The sequence below is a fragment of the Acidobacteriota bacterium genome, assembly GCA_016712445.1.
Lineage (GTDB): Bacteria > Pseudomonadota > Alphaproteobacteria > Caulobacterales > Hyphomonadaceae > Hyphomonas.
On sequence record JADJRB010000003.1, the window covers coordinates 25709 to 40602 of the forward strand.

At 64.3% G+C, this 14894-nt stretch carries 13 protein-coding genes; 6 read left to right on the forward strand and 7 right to left on the reverse strand.

The annotated features are described in order from the left end of the window. Positions 1–74 precede the first annotated feature (74 nt). From IPK75_16365 to IPK75_16375, 3 genes are all read right to left on the reverse strand, one after another. A complete protein-coding gene (locus IPK75_16365) occupies positions 75–1100 on the reverse strand; it encodes an NADP-dependent oxidoreductase (GenBank protein MBK8199921.1) in 1026 nt (341 codons plus the stop codon). A gap of 46 nt (positions 1101–1146) precedes the next feature. Then, positions 1147–1584 carry a hypothetical protein gene (locus IPK75_16370; protein MBK8199922.1) on the reverse strand — a complete coding sequence of 146 codons (438 nt, stop codon included), beginning with the start codon at positions 1582–1584 and terminating at the stop codon, positions 1147–1149. A gap of 78 nt (positions 1585–1662) precedes the next feature. Further along, positions 1663–2136, reverse strand: coding sequence for a hypothetical protein (locus IPK75_16375; GenBank protein ID MBK8199923.1), 474 nt, complete (start codon positions 2134–2136; stop codon positions 1663–1665). Between the two features lie 125 nt (positions 2137–2261). Here IPK75_16375 and polA point away from each other — a divergent pair, with 125 nt between their 5' ends. From polA to IPK75_16390, 3 genes are all read left to right on the forward strand, one after another. Then, complete coding sequence (gene polA, locus IPK75_16380) at positions 2262–5051, forward strand: DNA polymerase I (GenBank protein ID MBK8199924.1); 2790 nt, start codon at positions 2262–2264, stop codon at positions 5049–5051. 677 nt (positions 5052–5728) lie between these two features. Then, positions 5729–6421 carry a response regulator transcription factor gene (locus tag IPK75_16385; GenBank protein ID MBK8199925.1) on the forward strand — a complete coding sequence of 231 codons (693 nt, stop codon included), beginning with the start codon at positions 5729–5731 and terminating at the stop codon, positions 6419–6421. Positions 6422–6506: 85 nt separating this feature from the next. After that, a complete protein-coding gene (locus IPK75_16390; protein MBK8199926.1) occupies positions 6507–6989 on the forward strand; it encodes a hypothetical protein in 483 nt (160 codons plus the stop codon). Here the strand turns inward: IPK75_16390 and IPK75_16395 are convergent. Then, a complete protein-coding gene (locus IPK75_16395) occupies positions 6970–7443 on the reverse strand; it encodes a DUF3995 domain-containing protein (GenBank protein MBK8199927.1) in 474 nt (157 codons plus the stop codon). The genes IPK75_16390 and IPK75_16395 overlap by 20 nt on opposite strands. Before the next feature lie 125 nt (positions 7444–7568). Here IPK75_16395 and IPK75_16400 point away from each other — a divergent pair, with 125 nt between their 5' ends. Both IPK75_16400 and IPK75_16405 read left to right on the forward strand, forming a co-directional pair. After that, on the forward strand, positions 7569–8033 hold the full coding sequence (locus IPK75_16400; protein ID MBK8199928.1) for a peptidylprolyl isomerase: 465 nt from the start codon (positions 7569–7571) through the stop codon (positions 8031–8033). A 30-nt stretch (positions 8034–8063) separates the two neighbouring features. Beyond that, positions 8064–9665 (forward strand): stimulus-sensing domain-containing protein, encoded by a 1602-nt coding sequence (locus IPK75_16405; GenBank protein ID MBK8199929.1) that lies wholly within the window; start codon positions 8064–8066, stop codon positions 9663–9665. On the opposite strand, the gene acs is transcribed toward IPK75_16405, so the two are convergent. The 3 genes from acs to IPK75_16420 are packed head-to-tail and all read right to left on the reverse strand — an operon-like array spanning position 9662 to position 13685. Then, on the reverse strand, positions 9662–11608 hold the full coding sequence (acs, locus tag IPK75_16410; protein ID MBK8199930.1) for an acetate--CoA ligase: 1947 nt from the start codon (positions 11606–11608) through the stop codon (positions 9662–9664). The two genes, IPK75_16405 and acs, sit on opposite strands and share 4 nt — an antisense overlap. A gap of 28 nt (positions 11609–11636) precedes the next feature. Beyond that, on the reverse strand, positions 11637–13415 hold the full coding sequence (locus tag IPK75_16415; GenBank protein ID MBK8199931.1) for a cation acetate symporter: 1779 nt from the start codon (positions 13413–13415) through the stop codon (positions 11637–11639). 3 nt (positions 13416–13418) lie between these two features. Next, the gene (locus IPK75_16420; GenBank protein ID MBK8199932.1) at positions 13419–13685 is read right to left on the reverse strand and encodes a DUF4212 domain-containing protein; all 267 of its coding nucleotides are present in this window, start codon (positions 13683–13685) and stop codon (positions 13419–13421) included. Positions 13686–13828: 143 nt separating this feature from the next. On the opposite strand from IPK75_16420, the gene IPK75_16425 reads away from it, so the two are divergent. Beyond that, on the forward strand, positions 13829–14824 hold the full coding sequence (locus IPK75_16425; GenBank protein MBK8199933.1) for an amidohydrolase family protein: 996 nt from the start codon (positions 13829–13831) through the stop codon (positions 14822–14824). The last annotated feature ends 70 nt before the right edge of the window (positions 14825–14894 follow it).

The following is a 14894-nucleotide window of genomic DNA, read 5'->3' on the forward strand; positions in this document are numbered from 1 at the left end:
CAGCACCCCGCAAGACCCCGATTCCCTTGGAGTTATTGTGTGGCCCCAGCGCCTGAACGCAACCTGAACCGTGCTCAGGCGGGTTCGTCGCTGACCTTCACGACCAGTTTGCCCAGGTTCTTGCCCTCGAACAGGCGCGAGAGGCTCGAGGGCGCCTTCTCGAAGCCGTCGACAATGTCCGTCTCGAACTTCAGTTTCCCCTCCATCAGCCACATCGCCATCTGCTGGATGCCTTCCGGGAAGCGCGGGAAATAGTCGATCACGATGAAGCCCTTCACCAGCGTGCGCCGCATCAGCAGGTTGGCAAAGTTGTACGGCCCAGGCGCCGGCGCCGTGTCGTTATAGGTCGAGATCAGGCCGCAAAGCGGCATGCGCGAGAAATCGTTCAGGCGCGCCATTACGGCGTCCATGATCTTGCCGCCGACATTCTCGAAGTTGATGTCGATGCCGTTCGGGCAATGCTTGTCGAGCGCCTTGCCGACATCCTCGCTCTTGTAATCGATCGCGGCATCGAAGCCTGCGACCTCTGTCAGCCAGCGGCACTTCTCCGCCCCGCCGGCAATGCCGACGACGCGGCAGCCCTGGATCTTGGCGATCTGCCCGACCATCGAGCCGACCGCGCCGGCCGCTGCGGAGACGACAACCGTCTCTCCTGCCTTCGGCTTGGCAATATCCATCAGCCCGAAATACGCCGTCATGCCGGTGGCGCCGAGCGGGCCCATATAGGCGGTGAGCGGCACGCCCGGCAGGCGGGGCAACTTGGCGAGCGAGGCGCCCGGCAGCGTGTTGTAGATCGCCCAGCCCGCAAGGCCGGTGTTCACGATGTCACCCGGCGCGAGGCCGTCGAAGCGGCTCTCCGTGACGATGCTCAGTCCGCCGCCACGCATCGGGTCGCCGATCTGCACCGGCGGCAGGTAGGCATCCATGTCGCTCATCCAGATCCGGTTGGTCGGATCGAGCGAGAGGTAGATCGTCTTCGCGCGCACCTCGCCATCGGCCAGCGGCACGAGCGGGCTCTCCACGAGTTCGAGATCGCCTTCCTTCAGGTCGCCCACGGGGCGCTTGCGCAGCACCCAGGTCTTGTTCATCTCGTTCGTCATGGCGTCCTCCCGGTTTCGTTGGGAGGAACGCTAGAGCGAAATGCCGTCAGCGCAAGACACCGCGCCGGTTTTGCCAATAGGCATACGCGAGCAGCAGGAACGCGATGCCGATGATGACCAAAGGCATGATTTCGGCGCCTTCCATCTTCGGTGCATCGGTCGCCGTTGCGCCGATGATCATGCTGAACAGCGCCGCAAGGAACGAAGCCGCCAGCAGGGTGACCGCCGCCGACTTCCGCATCAGCAGCGCCGCCGTGCCTGCAAGGCCGCCGAACACGCCCACCGCCCAGATGCCCCAGGTCCACCACGGCATGTTGAACCAGTACTGCAGGAGTTCCGGCGGATAGGGCTTGAGGTAGGCTTCGTTGCGCGTGGCCGTCATGGTGAAGTCGAAACAGCCGAATGCATTCCAGAGCGATCCGAGGATGCCGACCGGCCAGAAATGCCAGCCGGGCTTCGCCGGTGCGTTGGTATCGTCAGTCATTGGGGCCTCCCGTCCCGTTTGCGAGAAGACTACGCCGCTTCACGCGCGTCTCCAATCGGCCTCGCAGAAGAAGAGAGGTCAGCGCAGCACGCCGCGTTTGGCCTGATGGTAGGCGTAGTTCAGGATCAGCAGCGACACGACGATGATGCACACGGCGAACACGCGTGTGGCATCGCCGTCCGGCGCCGGGCGGGCATAGCTCAGCGCCATCGCGAATATGGTCGTTGTGGTGGCCACTGCCAGCACACGCACGGCGAGGGCCTCGCGGCGGATGATCAGGATCGACCCGATCAGCGACGCAAACACCGACATCGCCCAGACACCGAAGACCCAGACCGGCTGGGTTTCCCAATACTGGCGCGCAGCTTCGGGGAACCGCTCCATATAGGGCGGGAACTGCGTCGCCGTGGCGAGGAAATCGAAGACTCCGACGGCATTCCACAGCACGGCGAGCGTACCGATCAGGTAGAGATGCCAGGGCGCCTTGAGCGCGGGCTTCTGCACCGGCGGAGCTAGGGCCACGGCTTCATCGAAGGCGAGGTCACGTTGCATGCCACAAAGCTACCACATTTCGCCCGGGCCGGAATATGCCGAATCGATAAATCGACGTAACGTGGCAAAGGGTGATTTCTCGCAGGGATGAAGCTAAACCCCTCTGCAGCACAGAGGAATCGCCCATGGCCACGGCCCCAGTCAACGACAAGAGCCATCTCTACCTGATTGATGCGAGCGCCTACATCTTCCGCGCGTTCCATGCCCTGCCCCCGCTGACGCGTCAGTCCGATGGCCTGCCGATCGGGGCGGTCTCGGGTTTCTGCAACATGCTGTTCAAGCTGCTGGAAGACCTCAAGGGCGCTGAGCGGCCGACGCATTTTGCGTGCATCTTCGACGCTTCGGCCAAGACGTTCCGCAATGACTTCTTTCCCGCCTACAAGGCGAACCGCGCAGAGACACCGGAAGAACTTGTGCCGCAATTTCCTCTCGTCCGGCAGGCCTCGATTGCCTTTGCGGCCCATGCGGTGGAACTCAATGGCTACGAGGCCGACGACCTGATCGCCACCTATGCCCGCCAGGCCGAAGCCAAAGGCGCGCGGGTCACCATCGTCTCGTCGGACAAGGACCTGATGCAGCTCGTCTCCGACAAGGTGCTGATGCTCGATCCGATGAAGAACAAGCTGCTCGGGCGCGAGGACGTGATCGAGAAATTCGGAGTCGGTCCGGAACTGGTTGTGGACGTGCAGTCACTCGCGGGCGACAGCGTGGACAACGTGCCGGGCGCGCCCGGCATCGGCATCAAGACCGCAGCGCAGCTGCTCTCCGAATACGGCACCGTCGAAGCGCTGCTGGAGCGCGCGGGCGAGATCAAGCAGCCGAAGCGCCGCGAAACGCTGCAGACCTTCGCCGAACAGGTGCTGATCTCGAAGCGGCTCGTGACGCTGAAAGATGATGTGCCGGTCGAGATATCGCTGGAAGACCTGGCGGTGCAGGATCCGGACCCGAAAATCCTGCTTCCCTTCCTTGAGGAAATGGAGTTCCGCACGATCACCCGCCGGGTGCGCGAGCAAATGGAGAAGGAAGGCGCCCTCGAAGCTGCGCCGCCGGAAGCCGCCGCCATCGACCGGGCCGCTTATGTCTGCATCCGCGACCTGAAGACACTGGAAGACTGGGTCGCCCGCGCGATGACGCAGGGCTGGGTGGCCGTCGACACCGAGACCGACGCGCTGGATTCCGTAGGCGGAGGATTGGTCGGCGTCTCGCTCGCACTGGCGCCGGGCGAGGCCTGCTACATTCCGCTGGCGCATGTCGATCCGGATGCGAAGGGTGACGGCGACATGTTCGGCGCCGACCCGCCGCGCCAGATCCGGATGGCCGATGCGATCAAGGCGCTGAAGCCGATGCTGGAAGATCCAGCCACGCTGAAGATCGGCCAGAACATAAAGTACGATCTCAGCGTGTTCGCCCGGCACAAGGTGAACGTTGCCCCCATCGACGATACGATGCTGATCTCGTTCGCGCTGAACGCCGGCGTACACTCGCACGGCATGGACGAATTGTCCGAACGCTACCTTGGCCACAAGACGATCGCCTTCAAGGATGTCGCCGGCAGCGGCAAGACACAGAAGACCTTCGCGCAGGTGGCGCTCGACAAGGCGACCGAATACGCCGCCGAGGACGCCGATGTCACGCTGCGCCTTTGGCAGGTCCTGAAGCCGCGCCTTCGAACAGAGGAAGTGACGACCGTTTACGAGACGCTGGAGCGCCCGCTGGTGCCCGTGCTGGCGGCGATGGAACAGGCAGGCGTGAAGGTGGACCGGGACCTGCTGTCTCGACTCTCGGCCGATTTCTCGCAGCGTATGGCCGGCCTCGAAGCGCAGGCCTACGAGCAGGCGGGGCGCGAATTCAATATCGGCTCGCCCAAACAGCTCGGCGAAATCCTGTTTGACGAAATGAACATTCCGGGCGGCAAGAAGACCAAGACTGGCGCCTGGGTGACGGACGCAGACGTGCTGGAGGGTCTCGCGGCCGAGGGTCATGCCCTGCCCCGCACGATTGTCGACTGGCGGATGCTGTCGAAACTGCGCTCGACCTATACCGAAGCGCTGCAGGCGGCGATCAAGAAGGATACCGGCCGGGTGCATACGAGCTACATGATGGCCGGCGCGCAGACCGGCCGGCTCGCCTCGACCGACCCGAACCTCCAGAACATCCCGGTACGGACGGAAGAAGGCCGCAAGATCCGCGAAGCCTTCATTGCCGAGGAGGGCAACGTGCTCGTCTCTGCCGACTATTCGCAGATCGAGCTTCGCATTCTCGCCCATATGGCGGACATCCCGGCGCTGAAGAAGGCCTTCAAGGACGGCCTCGACATTCACGCGATGACTGCCAGTGAAATGTTCGGCGTGCCGGTGGAAGGCATGGACCCGATGGTGCGCCGGCAAGCGAAGGCGATCAATTTCGGCATCATCTACGGTATCTCGGGCTTTGGCCTCGCCCGCCAGCTCGGCATCCCGCAAGCTGAAGCGGCCGCTTATATCAAGGAATACTTCAAACGCTTTCCCGGCATTCGTCAGTACATGGACGAAACCAAGGCCTTCGCCCACGAAACCGGCTATGTGCGCACGGCTTTCGGCCGCAAGATCAACCTGCCGGACATGAAGGCAAAGGGGCCGTCGCGCGCCTTCGCCGAACGCCAGGCCATCAACGCGCCGTTGCAGGGCACCGCCGCCGACATCATCAAGCGCGCGATGATCCGCATGCCGCAAGCGCTGGTCGAGGCGGGGCTGACGGGTCGCATGCTGCTGCAGGTGCATGACGAGCTGATCTTCGAATGCCCCGAGAAGGAAGCGCCGGCCCTGATCAAGGTCGCTCAGGACACGATGGCCAGCGCCGATGGCCCGGCGCTGAAGCTGTCGGTGCCGCTGGTGGTGGACGCGAAGGCGGCAAAGACGTGGGCAGCCGCGCATTGAGCCAACAGGCGCCGGGGGCGCCGAAGAGAACACCGAAAGCCGGACAGGCGGTTGCCTTCCGGTTTTGGGTCAGTTTCGGGTCCTGCGGATGGGCGGTGCCCATAGGTCCGGGGACGTGTCGTGGTGTATGAGGGGTAGTCAGTGTCCCCGCGGCCGCGAGGCACGTCATCCCATCCGCTTCCAACGGCCACGGAATTTCCCGCCGCCGCCGGACCCGCGTGAGGGCTGGCTTCCACCTCCTTCGCCTCACGCATGGCAGGAGAATAACCCCGGTGAGGACCCGGCCGGATTGGAAAGGCGCAAAAATCTGCAGGTCCTTGTCATGCCGGAGAAGGCCGGGACCCGTAAATTCAAGTCGTGCAAGGTGTTCCGGCGCCCGGCTGTCGCCAGGATGACACGCTGAAAATCTCAAGGCGGGACAGATTTGGTTGCAGAAGCCCAAACTTGCGCGACAAATCCGGCCGCCCGGACTCGCCCCACCCTTCACACTTGCGGCGCAATCCGCCGCAATGAATCGCAAGAGCGCCTCAATCCGCGCAAATGCCCGCCGCACTCCGTTGATTTTGTTGAAGCTCCACCATTGGAGGGCTTTTGAAATGAACCGAGCTGTGATTGAACCTTTTGCAAATCGGGCCGAAGCGACCACATCCTGCCGGCTCGCGGAGAAGGACAAGGCAATGACGACTTTGGCACTGGTGGACGACGACGAGAACATCGTGGCTTCGCTCAAGATGTTTTTCGAAGCCGAAGGCTACCAGGTGCGCACCTATCATGACGGCGAAGCTGCCTTGCCTGCCCTCACCGAGTCGCCGCCGGACATCGCCATCCTCGACGTGAAGATGCCGAAGATGGACGGGATGGAACTGCTGCGCCGCCTGCGCCAGACTTCCGAGCTGCCGGTGATCTTCCTGACCTCGAAGGATGAAGAGATCGACGAAGTGATCGGCTTCAACATCGGCGCCGACGATTTCGTGCGCAAACCCTGCTCCAACCGGCTGCTGGCCGAGCGCGTGAAGGCCGTGCTGCGGCGCGCCCGCGGCGGTGTGGCCGGCCCCGAGGAAGGCGACTCCAAGCCGATCGTGCGCGGCAAGCTGGTGCTCGACCCGAACCGCCACGCCTGCACGTGGGACGGCAAGACCGTGCGCCTGACGGTGACCGAGTTCCTGATCCTGCAGGCCCTCGCCTCGCGCCCCGGCTATGTGAAGAGCCGCGACCAGCTGATGGACGCCGCTTACGACGACCAGATCTATGTCGACGACCGCACGATCGACAGCCACATCAAGCGCCTGCGCAAGAAATTCCGGGAAGTGACGGACGAGTTCGATGCCATCGAAACGCTCTACGGCGTCGGCTACCGTTATACGGAATAGCCTTCCCTCGGAGATCTACATCGGCGGGGCGGGAGATGAGAGCTCCCGCCTCGTTCTTTCCTATGCCGAACTGCGCCGTGAAAAGATGCGCGGACGGCGCGATGTACACTACCTGCCCCACTGGAAGATCACGGCGGCCGGATGGCTTGCACGGGACTTGTCGGCGCACGGGCATCCGGTTGCCCTGATCGGCCACAGCTGGGGCGCCGACACGGTGCTGAAAGCGGCGCGGGTGGTGGACGCCGCCCTGTTCCTGATCGGCGCCGACCCCGTGGCCAAGCCCGTCTCGCGCATCACGGCGCGCGACGGCCGGCCCCCTTCCGCCGCGCTGGTGTTGCATGTCGATGCGAGCCCAGCGTCCTACGACCGCTCGGATCTCGTGAAAGCTGCGGGCTTCCTCACCGGCGGCGGCATTCCGCGCGCCTTTGCCGCCGCCGATTCAAAGATAGACACGCGGCTCAACCACTGGAATTTCCGTGCGATGATGCAGGCGCCCGGCGATGACGGGCAGACGGCTGAAGACTGGCTGGCGATGTTTCCGGAACGGCTCAGCCAAACAGCTGGCTGAAGCGCCAGGTCCAGTTGGGAAGCGCCACCGTGAGGAACAGGAAAGCGAGGCCCGCAAGCACGCAGAGCGGCGAATAGATGCGCCGGTTCAGCGAGAGATAAGGCTGTTCAGGCGCCGCGCGCTCGAACGCCGGCAGCACGCCGGCGACGCCCCGGCCGAGGAAAACCAGCGTCAGCAGCAGGCCGACGGGCGCCAGGAACGGCTTGGCGCGGGGCACATGCTCGCTGAAGCCGCCGAGCATGAACGCCGCAGTGGCCGCCACGAGGAAGAGGACGGCGAGATAGACAAACGTGGCCCGCGAGGGGATGCGGGTGATGCCGCGCCGGCCGATCAGGGAGCGGGCGAGCGACTGTTCGTTGGCAAACGGAAAGGTAAGCCCTGCCGCCCAGAGCAGGTAGAGCACACTTGTGGCGCCGAGGACGACCGCCAGACAATTGCCCACAATCTCTGCCAATACGGCCCGCTCCTGCCTTGTTGCAGGCGGGACAATACATGCAGGCCAAGCTTGCCGCCAGACCCGTGATTGAATAGCCAAGGGCCTGATCCCTACATTACAGAAAGAAACGAAGGAGTTACCGGATGTCTGATCTCGAAAACACGCTGTTGCTGGAGACCTCGAAGGGGAAGGTGACGATCGAGCTGCGCCCGGACCTCGCGCCGGAACACGTCAAGCGCATCAAGGAACTCGCGCGTGAGGGGTTTTATGACGGCATCCTGTTCCACCGCGTGATCGACGGCTTCATGGCGCAGACCGGCTGCCCGCACGGCACCGGCACGGGCGGCTCGAAATATCCGAACCTCAAGGCCGAGTTCAACGCCGAGCCGCACGTGCGCGGCGTCTGCTCGATGGCCCGCACCAACCAGCCGCATTCGGCCAACAGCCAGTTCTTCATCTGCTTTGGCGACGCCTCGTTCCTCAACCGCCAGTACACCGTGTGGGGCAAGGTGACCGAAGGCATGGATGCCATCGACGCGCTGGCGAAAGGCGAGCCGCCTCGCAACCCCGACCGCATCGTGACGATGCGCGTCGCTGCCGACGCCTGAGGCGCGGCGACCGGACGGGGGGACAGGGCCATGGCAGAACCGAAAGCCCCCCGCCGGCGTGCCACGCGGCGCAATCCCACCATCCTCGGCTCGCGCATTGCGCGGCTGATCTTTGCCTCGAACCTCGCCGGCCTTGCGATCCTGATCATTGGCGCAATGGTGCTGAACGAAATGCGCGCGGGCTTCGTCGCCTCGAAGAAGCAGGACCTCGAAGCGCAGGCGCAAATCTTCTCGAGCCTCCTGTCCGATGACGCCACGACCCCGGAGCCGGGCCTCAATGCAGACGCCGCGCGCCAGACGCTGCAGCGCCTGAACCTGCCCGAGCGCGTGCGCGCGCGCATCTTCACGCCGGACGGCGAACTGATCGGTGACAGCTATTACCTTTCAGAACGGGTGGACGTCACCGCCCTGCCCCCGCTCAGCGAACCCGGCTGGCTGGCGCGCACCGGACGCGACCTGTCGGAATGGTCAAGCGATGCGTTCGACTTCTTCTCCCCGCGGCGCAGTTCGGAAGCGCTCCGCACGCAGAGTTTCGAGGAAGAGTTCGAGATTGCCGCCCTCGGTGGTCAGGCCGCCAGCCAGCGCTTCTCCGACCGGGGCAACCGGGTCATCTCGGTGTCGATGCCGGTGCAGCGCGTGTCGGCGGTCGTCGGCGTGCTGGTGCTTGAGGCAAGCGATATCGACGAGATCATCCGCGCCGAACGGGTGGCGCTGGTGCCCTTCATTGGCGTCGCAGTGCTGATGGCGTTCATCACGTCCGTGATGCTGACGCTGGGTATCGCCCGCCCGCTGCGACGTCTCGCACTGGCGGCAGACCGTATCAAGTCCGGCGCCTCTGACCGGATCGACGTGCCTGTCCTGACGCAGCGCACCGACGAGATCGGCGACCTTGCTTCCTCGATCCAGAGCATGACCGACGCCCTGCTGGAGCGCATCGAGGCGAACGAGCAATTCGCCGCCGACGTGGCGCACGAGTTGAAGAACCCGCTGACCTCCATCCGCTCGGCGGTGGAGACGCTGGAGCGCGTGAAGGATCCGGACGCGGCCACTCGCCTGCGCCAGGTGATCACTTCCGACGTGAAGCGGCTCGACCGTCTGATCACGGACATCTCGAATGCCTCGCGCCTTGAAGCCGAGATGACACGCTTGCCCAGCGAACAGATCGACATTGCCCGCTTCGTGCGCGACGTCGTGCGCACCTATGAAGGCATCGGCGACAGCGAGACGGCGGTGCATGTGTCCTTCACCGATGCGACCATGGGGGCGCGCCTGATCGTGCGCGGCCGCGAGGGGCCGCTGGGCCAGGTGCTGCGCAACCTGATCGACAATGCGCGCTCCTTCTCGCCAGCGAGCACCACCGTGGAAGTGCGCCTTGACCAGACCAACGAAGGCCCCCGCACCATCGCGCGCCTGACGGTGGAGGATTCCGGCCCCGGCATCCCGCCGGACAAGCTGGAGACGATCTTCAACCGTTTCTACACGGACCGTCCCAAGGGCACAGCTTTCGGCAACAACTCCGGCCTCGGCCTCTCCATCGTGAAACAGATCATCGCCACGCACCGCGGCAAGGTCTGGGCGGAGAACAAGCCAGACGGCGGCGCGAAGTTCACGGTCGACCTGCCAGCGGTCTAGCGGTTCTGCCGGTTCTCGATCAGGTCGGTGACAACTTCGGGATCGGCCAACGTTGACGTGTCGCCAAGCGCGCTGAACTCGTTCTCCGCGATCTTGCGCAGGATGCGGCGCATGATCTTGCCCGAGCGGGTTTTCGGCAGGCCGGGGGCGAACTGGATCAGGTCCGGCGACGCGATCGGGCCGATTTCATTGCGGACGTGCTGGACCAGGTTCTTGCGCAGAGCGTCGTTCGCTTCGCATCCGGCGACGAGGGTAACGTAGGCGTAGATGCCCTGCCCCTTGATGTCGTGCGGATAGCCGACGACCGCCGCCTCAGCGACGGCGTCGTGGCTGACGAGGGCGCTTTCGACTTCGGCGGTGCCCATCCGGTGACCGGAGACGTTGATCACATCGTCGACGCGGCCCGTGATCCAGTAGAAGCCATCCTCGTCGCGCCGGCAGCCATCGCCGGTGAAGTAGTAGCCGGGATAGGCTGTGAAATAGGTGTCGATGAAGCGCTGGTGGTCTCCGTACACGGTGCGCATCTGGCCGGGCCAGCTGTCGGTGATCAAGAGGTTGCCGTCGGCTGCGCCGTGCAGTTCCTTGCCCTCGGCATCGACCAGCATCGGCTTCACGCCGAAGAATGGATGCGATCCGGCGCCGGGTTTCATGACTGTGGTGTTCGGCAGGGGCACTATCAGCGTGCCGCCGGTTTCGGTCTGCCACCAGGTATCGACGATGGGGCACCGGCCCTCGCCGACGACATGGAAATACCATTCCCACGCTTCCGGGTTGATCGGCTCGCCGACTGTACCGAGGAGACGAATCGAGGTGCGCCGGGTTTTCTTCACCGGGCCTTCGCCTTCGCGCATCAGGGCGCGGATGGCGGTCGGGGCGGTGTAGAAGATGGTGACCTTGTGATGGTCGCAGACTTTCCAGAAGCGGCTGGCATCCGGATAGGTCGGCACGCCTTCGAACATCAGGCTGGTCGCGCCGTTGGCCAATGGTCCGTACACGATATAGGTGTGGCCGGTGACCCAGCCGACATCCGCCGAGCACCAGAACACGTCGTTTTCCTTCAGGTCGAAGACGTATTCATGCGTCATAGAGGCCCAGACGAGATAGCCGCCGGTCGTGTGCAGCACGCCTTTAGGCTTTCCGGTCGAACCGGACGTGTAGAGGATAAACAGCGGGTCTTCGGCATTCATCGGCTCGGGCGGGCAGTCGGCGGAAACATTGGCGCCGATCTCATGCAGCCAGTGGTCGCGCCCTTCCTTCATGTTCACGTCGGCGCCGGTGCGCTGGACGACGAGCATCTTCTTGACCATGCCACCGGCAATCTCGGCCGCGCGGTCGGCGTTTGCCTTCAGCGGCACGGTCTTGCCGCCGCGCAGGCCCTCGTCGGCGGTGATCAGCACTTCGGAGGCGCAGTCGGTGATGCGGCCGGCGAGCGCGTCCGGCGAGAAGCCGCCGAAGACGACCGAGTGCACTGCGCCAACGCGCGCGCAGGCGAGCATGGCGTAGGCCGCCTCGAGGATCATCGGCATGTAGATGGTGACGCGGTCGCCTTTCTTGACGCCGAGTTCCTTCAGCACGTTGGCAAACTTGCAGACGGCGGTGTGCATCTGCCGGTACGTAATCGTGTAGGTCTCGCCGGGGGCGTCGCCTTCCCAGATCATCGCGGCCTTGTCGCCGCGCTTTTCGAGGTGGCGGTCGAGGCAGTTGGCGGACACGTTGAGCACGCCGTCATGGTACCAGCGCACGTGCAGGTCGCCGGTCTCCCAGGAGACGTCCTTGACTTTGGTGTAGGGTGTCATCCAGTCCAGCCGCTTGCCCTGCTCGCCCCAGAAGGCTTCGGGATCGGCGATCGAGGCGGCGTACATCTCCCGGTATTTCTCCGGCGTGAGATTGGCCGCTGCGGCAAAGGCTTCGGGAACGGGATAGGTTTTCGACGTGTCGGTCATGGAAGGCGCCTGACTTGTTTTGCTGGCCCTAGTCTACCGGGGCCATGCCGGAGTCTGCAATGCCATGGCGTTCGCGCTTGCCCGGAATCCGGATGTCCTCGACCAGATCCTGAATGTCCTGCGGCGGCGCCTTTGTCGCGAGGGAAACCACAACACCGACGAGGATCGCGCCAAGCATGAACACGAAACCGATGCCCTCGGGCGAGACGCCGAGGAACCAGTCCTGCGCCGTTGCCGCCTTTCCGGCGCCGATCTTGAAGTGCCAGATATAGGCGAAGGTCGGGATGAGGCCGGCCAGCATCGATGCAATCGCGCCTTCCCGGTTCATGCGCTTCCAGAAGATGCCCAGCAGGATCGCCGGGAACAGCGAGGCCGCTGCCAGACCGAAAGCAAAGGCGACGACCTGTGCGACGAAAGCCATCTGCGCCGAGAAGATGCCCATGAAGCCGGCGGCGACCACGGCGCCGGCGGCGGCCAGGCGCGCGACGCGCAGCTCGGCCTTGTCGGACATGTCCTTGAAGAAGGTGCGCCGGCAAAGATCGTGGCTGATCGCGGAGGAGATGACCATCAGGAGACCGGCTGCCGTCGACAGGGCTGCGGCGAGCCCGCCCGCGACAACGAGGCCGATCACCCAGTCCGGCAGCTGCGCGATCTCGGGGTTGGCGAGCACGTAGATGTCGTTGTTGACGGTGACTTCGTTGGCGAGCCCGTCCGGGGCGGCGGGCCCGCGGATCTGCATCTTGCCGTCGCCGTTCAGGTCGTCGAAGGCGACGAGGCCGGTGGTCTCCCAGTTCGCGAACCAGGCGGGGCTTGGCGTTTCGCCCGCCTCGGCCAGCGCAGCGCTTGCAGCGTCATGCTCCGCAGGCGGAACATAGGTGGTCTCGTTGACGGACTGGATGATGTTCAGGCGCGCGAACGAGGCGACCGCCGGGGCGACCGTGTAAAGCAGCGCGATGAAGACCAGCGCCCAGCCAGCAGAGAGGCGCGCGTCGCGCACGCTCGGCACCGTGAAGAAACGGATGATGACATGCGGCAGGCCGGCGGTGCCGAACATCAGCGCGGCGGTGATGCAGAAGATGTCGAAGTTCGTCTTGGTGGACGAGAGGTAGCTGGTGAATCCGAGGTCGCGGACGGTCTGGTCGAGTTTCTGCAGCATCGAGACATCCTCGCCCTTGATGTTGGACAGGAAGCCCAGCTGGGGGACCGGATTGCCGGTCAGCATCAGCGAGATGAAGATCGCGGGCACGGTGTAAGCGAAGATCAGCACGACGTATTGGGCAACCTGGGTGTAGGTGACGCCCTTCATGCCGCCGAGCACGGCGTAGACGAAGACGATGCCCATGCCGGCGAAGATGCCGGTGTTGAAATCGACGCCGAGGAAGCGCGAGAAGGCAATGCCCACGCCGGACATCTGGCCGGCGATGTAGGTGAACGAGACGAACAGCGCGCAGATCACGGCGACAAGGCGCGCGGCGTCCGAGTAATACCGGTCGCCGACAAAGTCAGGCACGGTAAACTTGCCGAATTCGCGCAGGAACGGGGCGAGCAGCAGCGCCAGCAGGACATAGCCGCCGGTCCAGCCCATCAGGTAGACCGAGCCGCCATATCCCATGCCGGCTATCAGGCCGGCCATCGAGAGGAAGGAGGCCGCGCTCATCCAGTCGGCGGCGGTCGCCATGCCATTGACCACGGGGTGAACGCCGTGGCCAGCGACGTAGAAGTCGTTGGTCGAGCCGGCGCGGGCCCAGATCGCGATGCCGATATAGGTCGCGAAGGTCGCGACAACCCAGAAGATCGTCCAGTCCATCGCTCAGCCCTCGATCCCGAATTTCTTCTCGAGCCGGTTCATAGCGGCGCAGTAGTAGAAGATCAGCGCCACGAAGACATAGATCGCGCCATTCTGGGCGAACCAGAAACCGAGCGGCGCACCGCCAATCTGGAACTGGTCGAGGAAGGCGCGGAAGATGATCCCGGCGCCGAAGGAGACGAGAAACCAGATGGCCAGCAGCGTCAGCGTGAGGCGGATCACCGCCGGCCAGTAACCTTTCCGGTCCGGTGTCTCGGTTCTTTCGGTCATCTGGCGCTCCCTGCCCTCTGTTTTGGGGCGCACCTTACCGGCTTCACGGGCGAAGGAAAGCGGAGAATGACAACCTTGCCATCCTTGCGCTGCCGCCTTCCGCCCTGCCAGAGTGGCGCGAGAAAAGCAGCGAGGAGGAAGCGGTGTTCAACAATACGGAGTGGCTGAGCCAGGTGCGCGAGGACGTCATCGATCCGGCGCGCGAGATTGTCGACCCGCACCACCATCTCTGGCCGAAGCCGCACCTTTCCTATGACCTTGAGGAGCTGTGGTCGGACACCGAGGACGGGCACAATGTGACGAAGACCGTGTTCATGGAATGCGGATCGTCCTACCGGGCCGACGGTCCGGAACACATGAAGCCCGTCGGCGAGACGGAGTTCATTGCGGCGGCCTCCGCGAAAGCGGCGAAGTCTCCGGGCAAGGCACAGATCGCGGCGCTGGTGGCGCATGCGGACCTGCGCCGGGACGATCTGGACACCATCCTCGACGCACACACGACGGCAGCCAAGGGTCTGTTCCGGGGCATCCGGCATGCCGGCTCGTTCGAGCCGGATACGGGTGTGCCGTTGCTCATCCCCGGCCGGGCGCCGGCCGGCCTGTTTGCCGATCCGGATTTCCGGCGCGGAGTTGCCCGGCTGGGCGAGCGAGGCCTGACCTTCGATACATGGATCTACCATCACCAGATCCCGGACTATGCGGCGCTGGCCAAGGCCGTGCCCCAGACCACGATGATCATCGACCATTTCGGCACGCCGCTTGGCGTTGGAAAGTATGCCGGCAAGCGCGCGGAGATCTTTGCGAAGTGGAAGGATGACATCGCCGCCGTCGCCGAGAACAAGAACGTCCATGCCAAGCTTGGCGGGCTGGCGATGCCCGACAACGGCTTCGGCTGGGCCGGGCGCGACAAACCTCCGACCTCGGACGAATTCGCCGACGCGCAGGCGCCCTGGTACCATCACGCGATCAAGGTGTTCGGCGCGCAGCGCTGCATGTTCGAGAGCAATTTCCCGGTCGACCGGCTCTCGATCAGCTATCGCACACTGTGGAACGGCTTGAAGAAAATCGCCGCCGGCTATTCTGAAGCTGAGAAGACCGCCCTGTTCAGCGGCACGGCGTCGAAGGTCTACAAGCTGTGAGCGCCCTGCTGGCGCTGCCGCCGCAACCGAGAGGCGTTTCATGGCCAACGCTGGTCTGGCCGGAAGCGCC

Coding starts and splice junctions, on each gene's coding strand:
- IPK75_16365 (MBK8199921.1), bottom strand. CDS start 1,100: ATGACGAACGAGATGAACAAGACCTGGGTGCTGCGCAAGCGCCCCGTG.
- IPK75_16370 (MBK8199922.1), bottom strand. CDS start 1,584: ATGACTGACGATACCAACGCACCGGCGAAGCCCGGCTGGCATTTCTGG.
- IPK75_16375 (MBK8199923.1), bottom strand. CDS start 2,136: ATGCAACGTGACCTCGCCTTCGATGAAGCCGTGGCCCTAGCTCCGCCG.
- polA (MBK8199924.1), top strand. CDS start 2,262: ATGGCCACGGCCCCAGTCAACGACAAGAGCCATCTCTACCTGATTGAT.
- IPK75_16385 (MBK8199925.1), top strand. CDS start 5,729: ATGACGACTTTGGCACTGGTGGACGACGACGAGAACATCGTGGCTTCG.
- IPK75_16390 (MBK8199926.1), top strand. CDS start 6,507: ATGCGCGGACGGCGCGATGTACACTACCTGCCCCACTGGAAGATCACG.
- IPK75_16400 (MBK8199928.1), top strand. CDS start 7,569: ATGTCTGATCTCGAAAACACGCTGTTGCTGGAGACCTCGAAGGGGAAG.
- IPK75_16405 (MBK8199929.1), top strand. CDS start 8,064: ATGGCAGAACCGAAAGCCCCCCGCCGGCGTGCCACGCGGCGCAATCCC.
- acs (MBK8199930.1), bottom strand. CDS start 11,608: ATGACCGACACGTCGAAAACCTATCCCGTTCCCGAAGCCTTTGCCGCA.
- IPK75_16415 (MBK8199931.1), bottom strand. CDS start 13,415: ATGGACTGGACGATCTTCTGGGTTGTCGCGACCTTCGCGACCTATATC.
- IPK75_16420 (MBK8199932.1), bottom strand. CDS start 13,685: ATGACCGAAAGAACCGAGACACCGGACCGGAAAGGTTACTGGCCGGCG.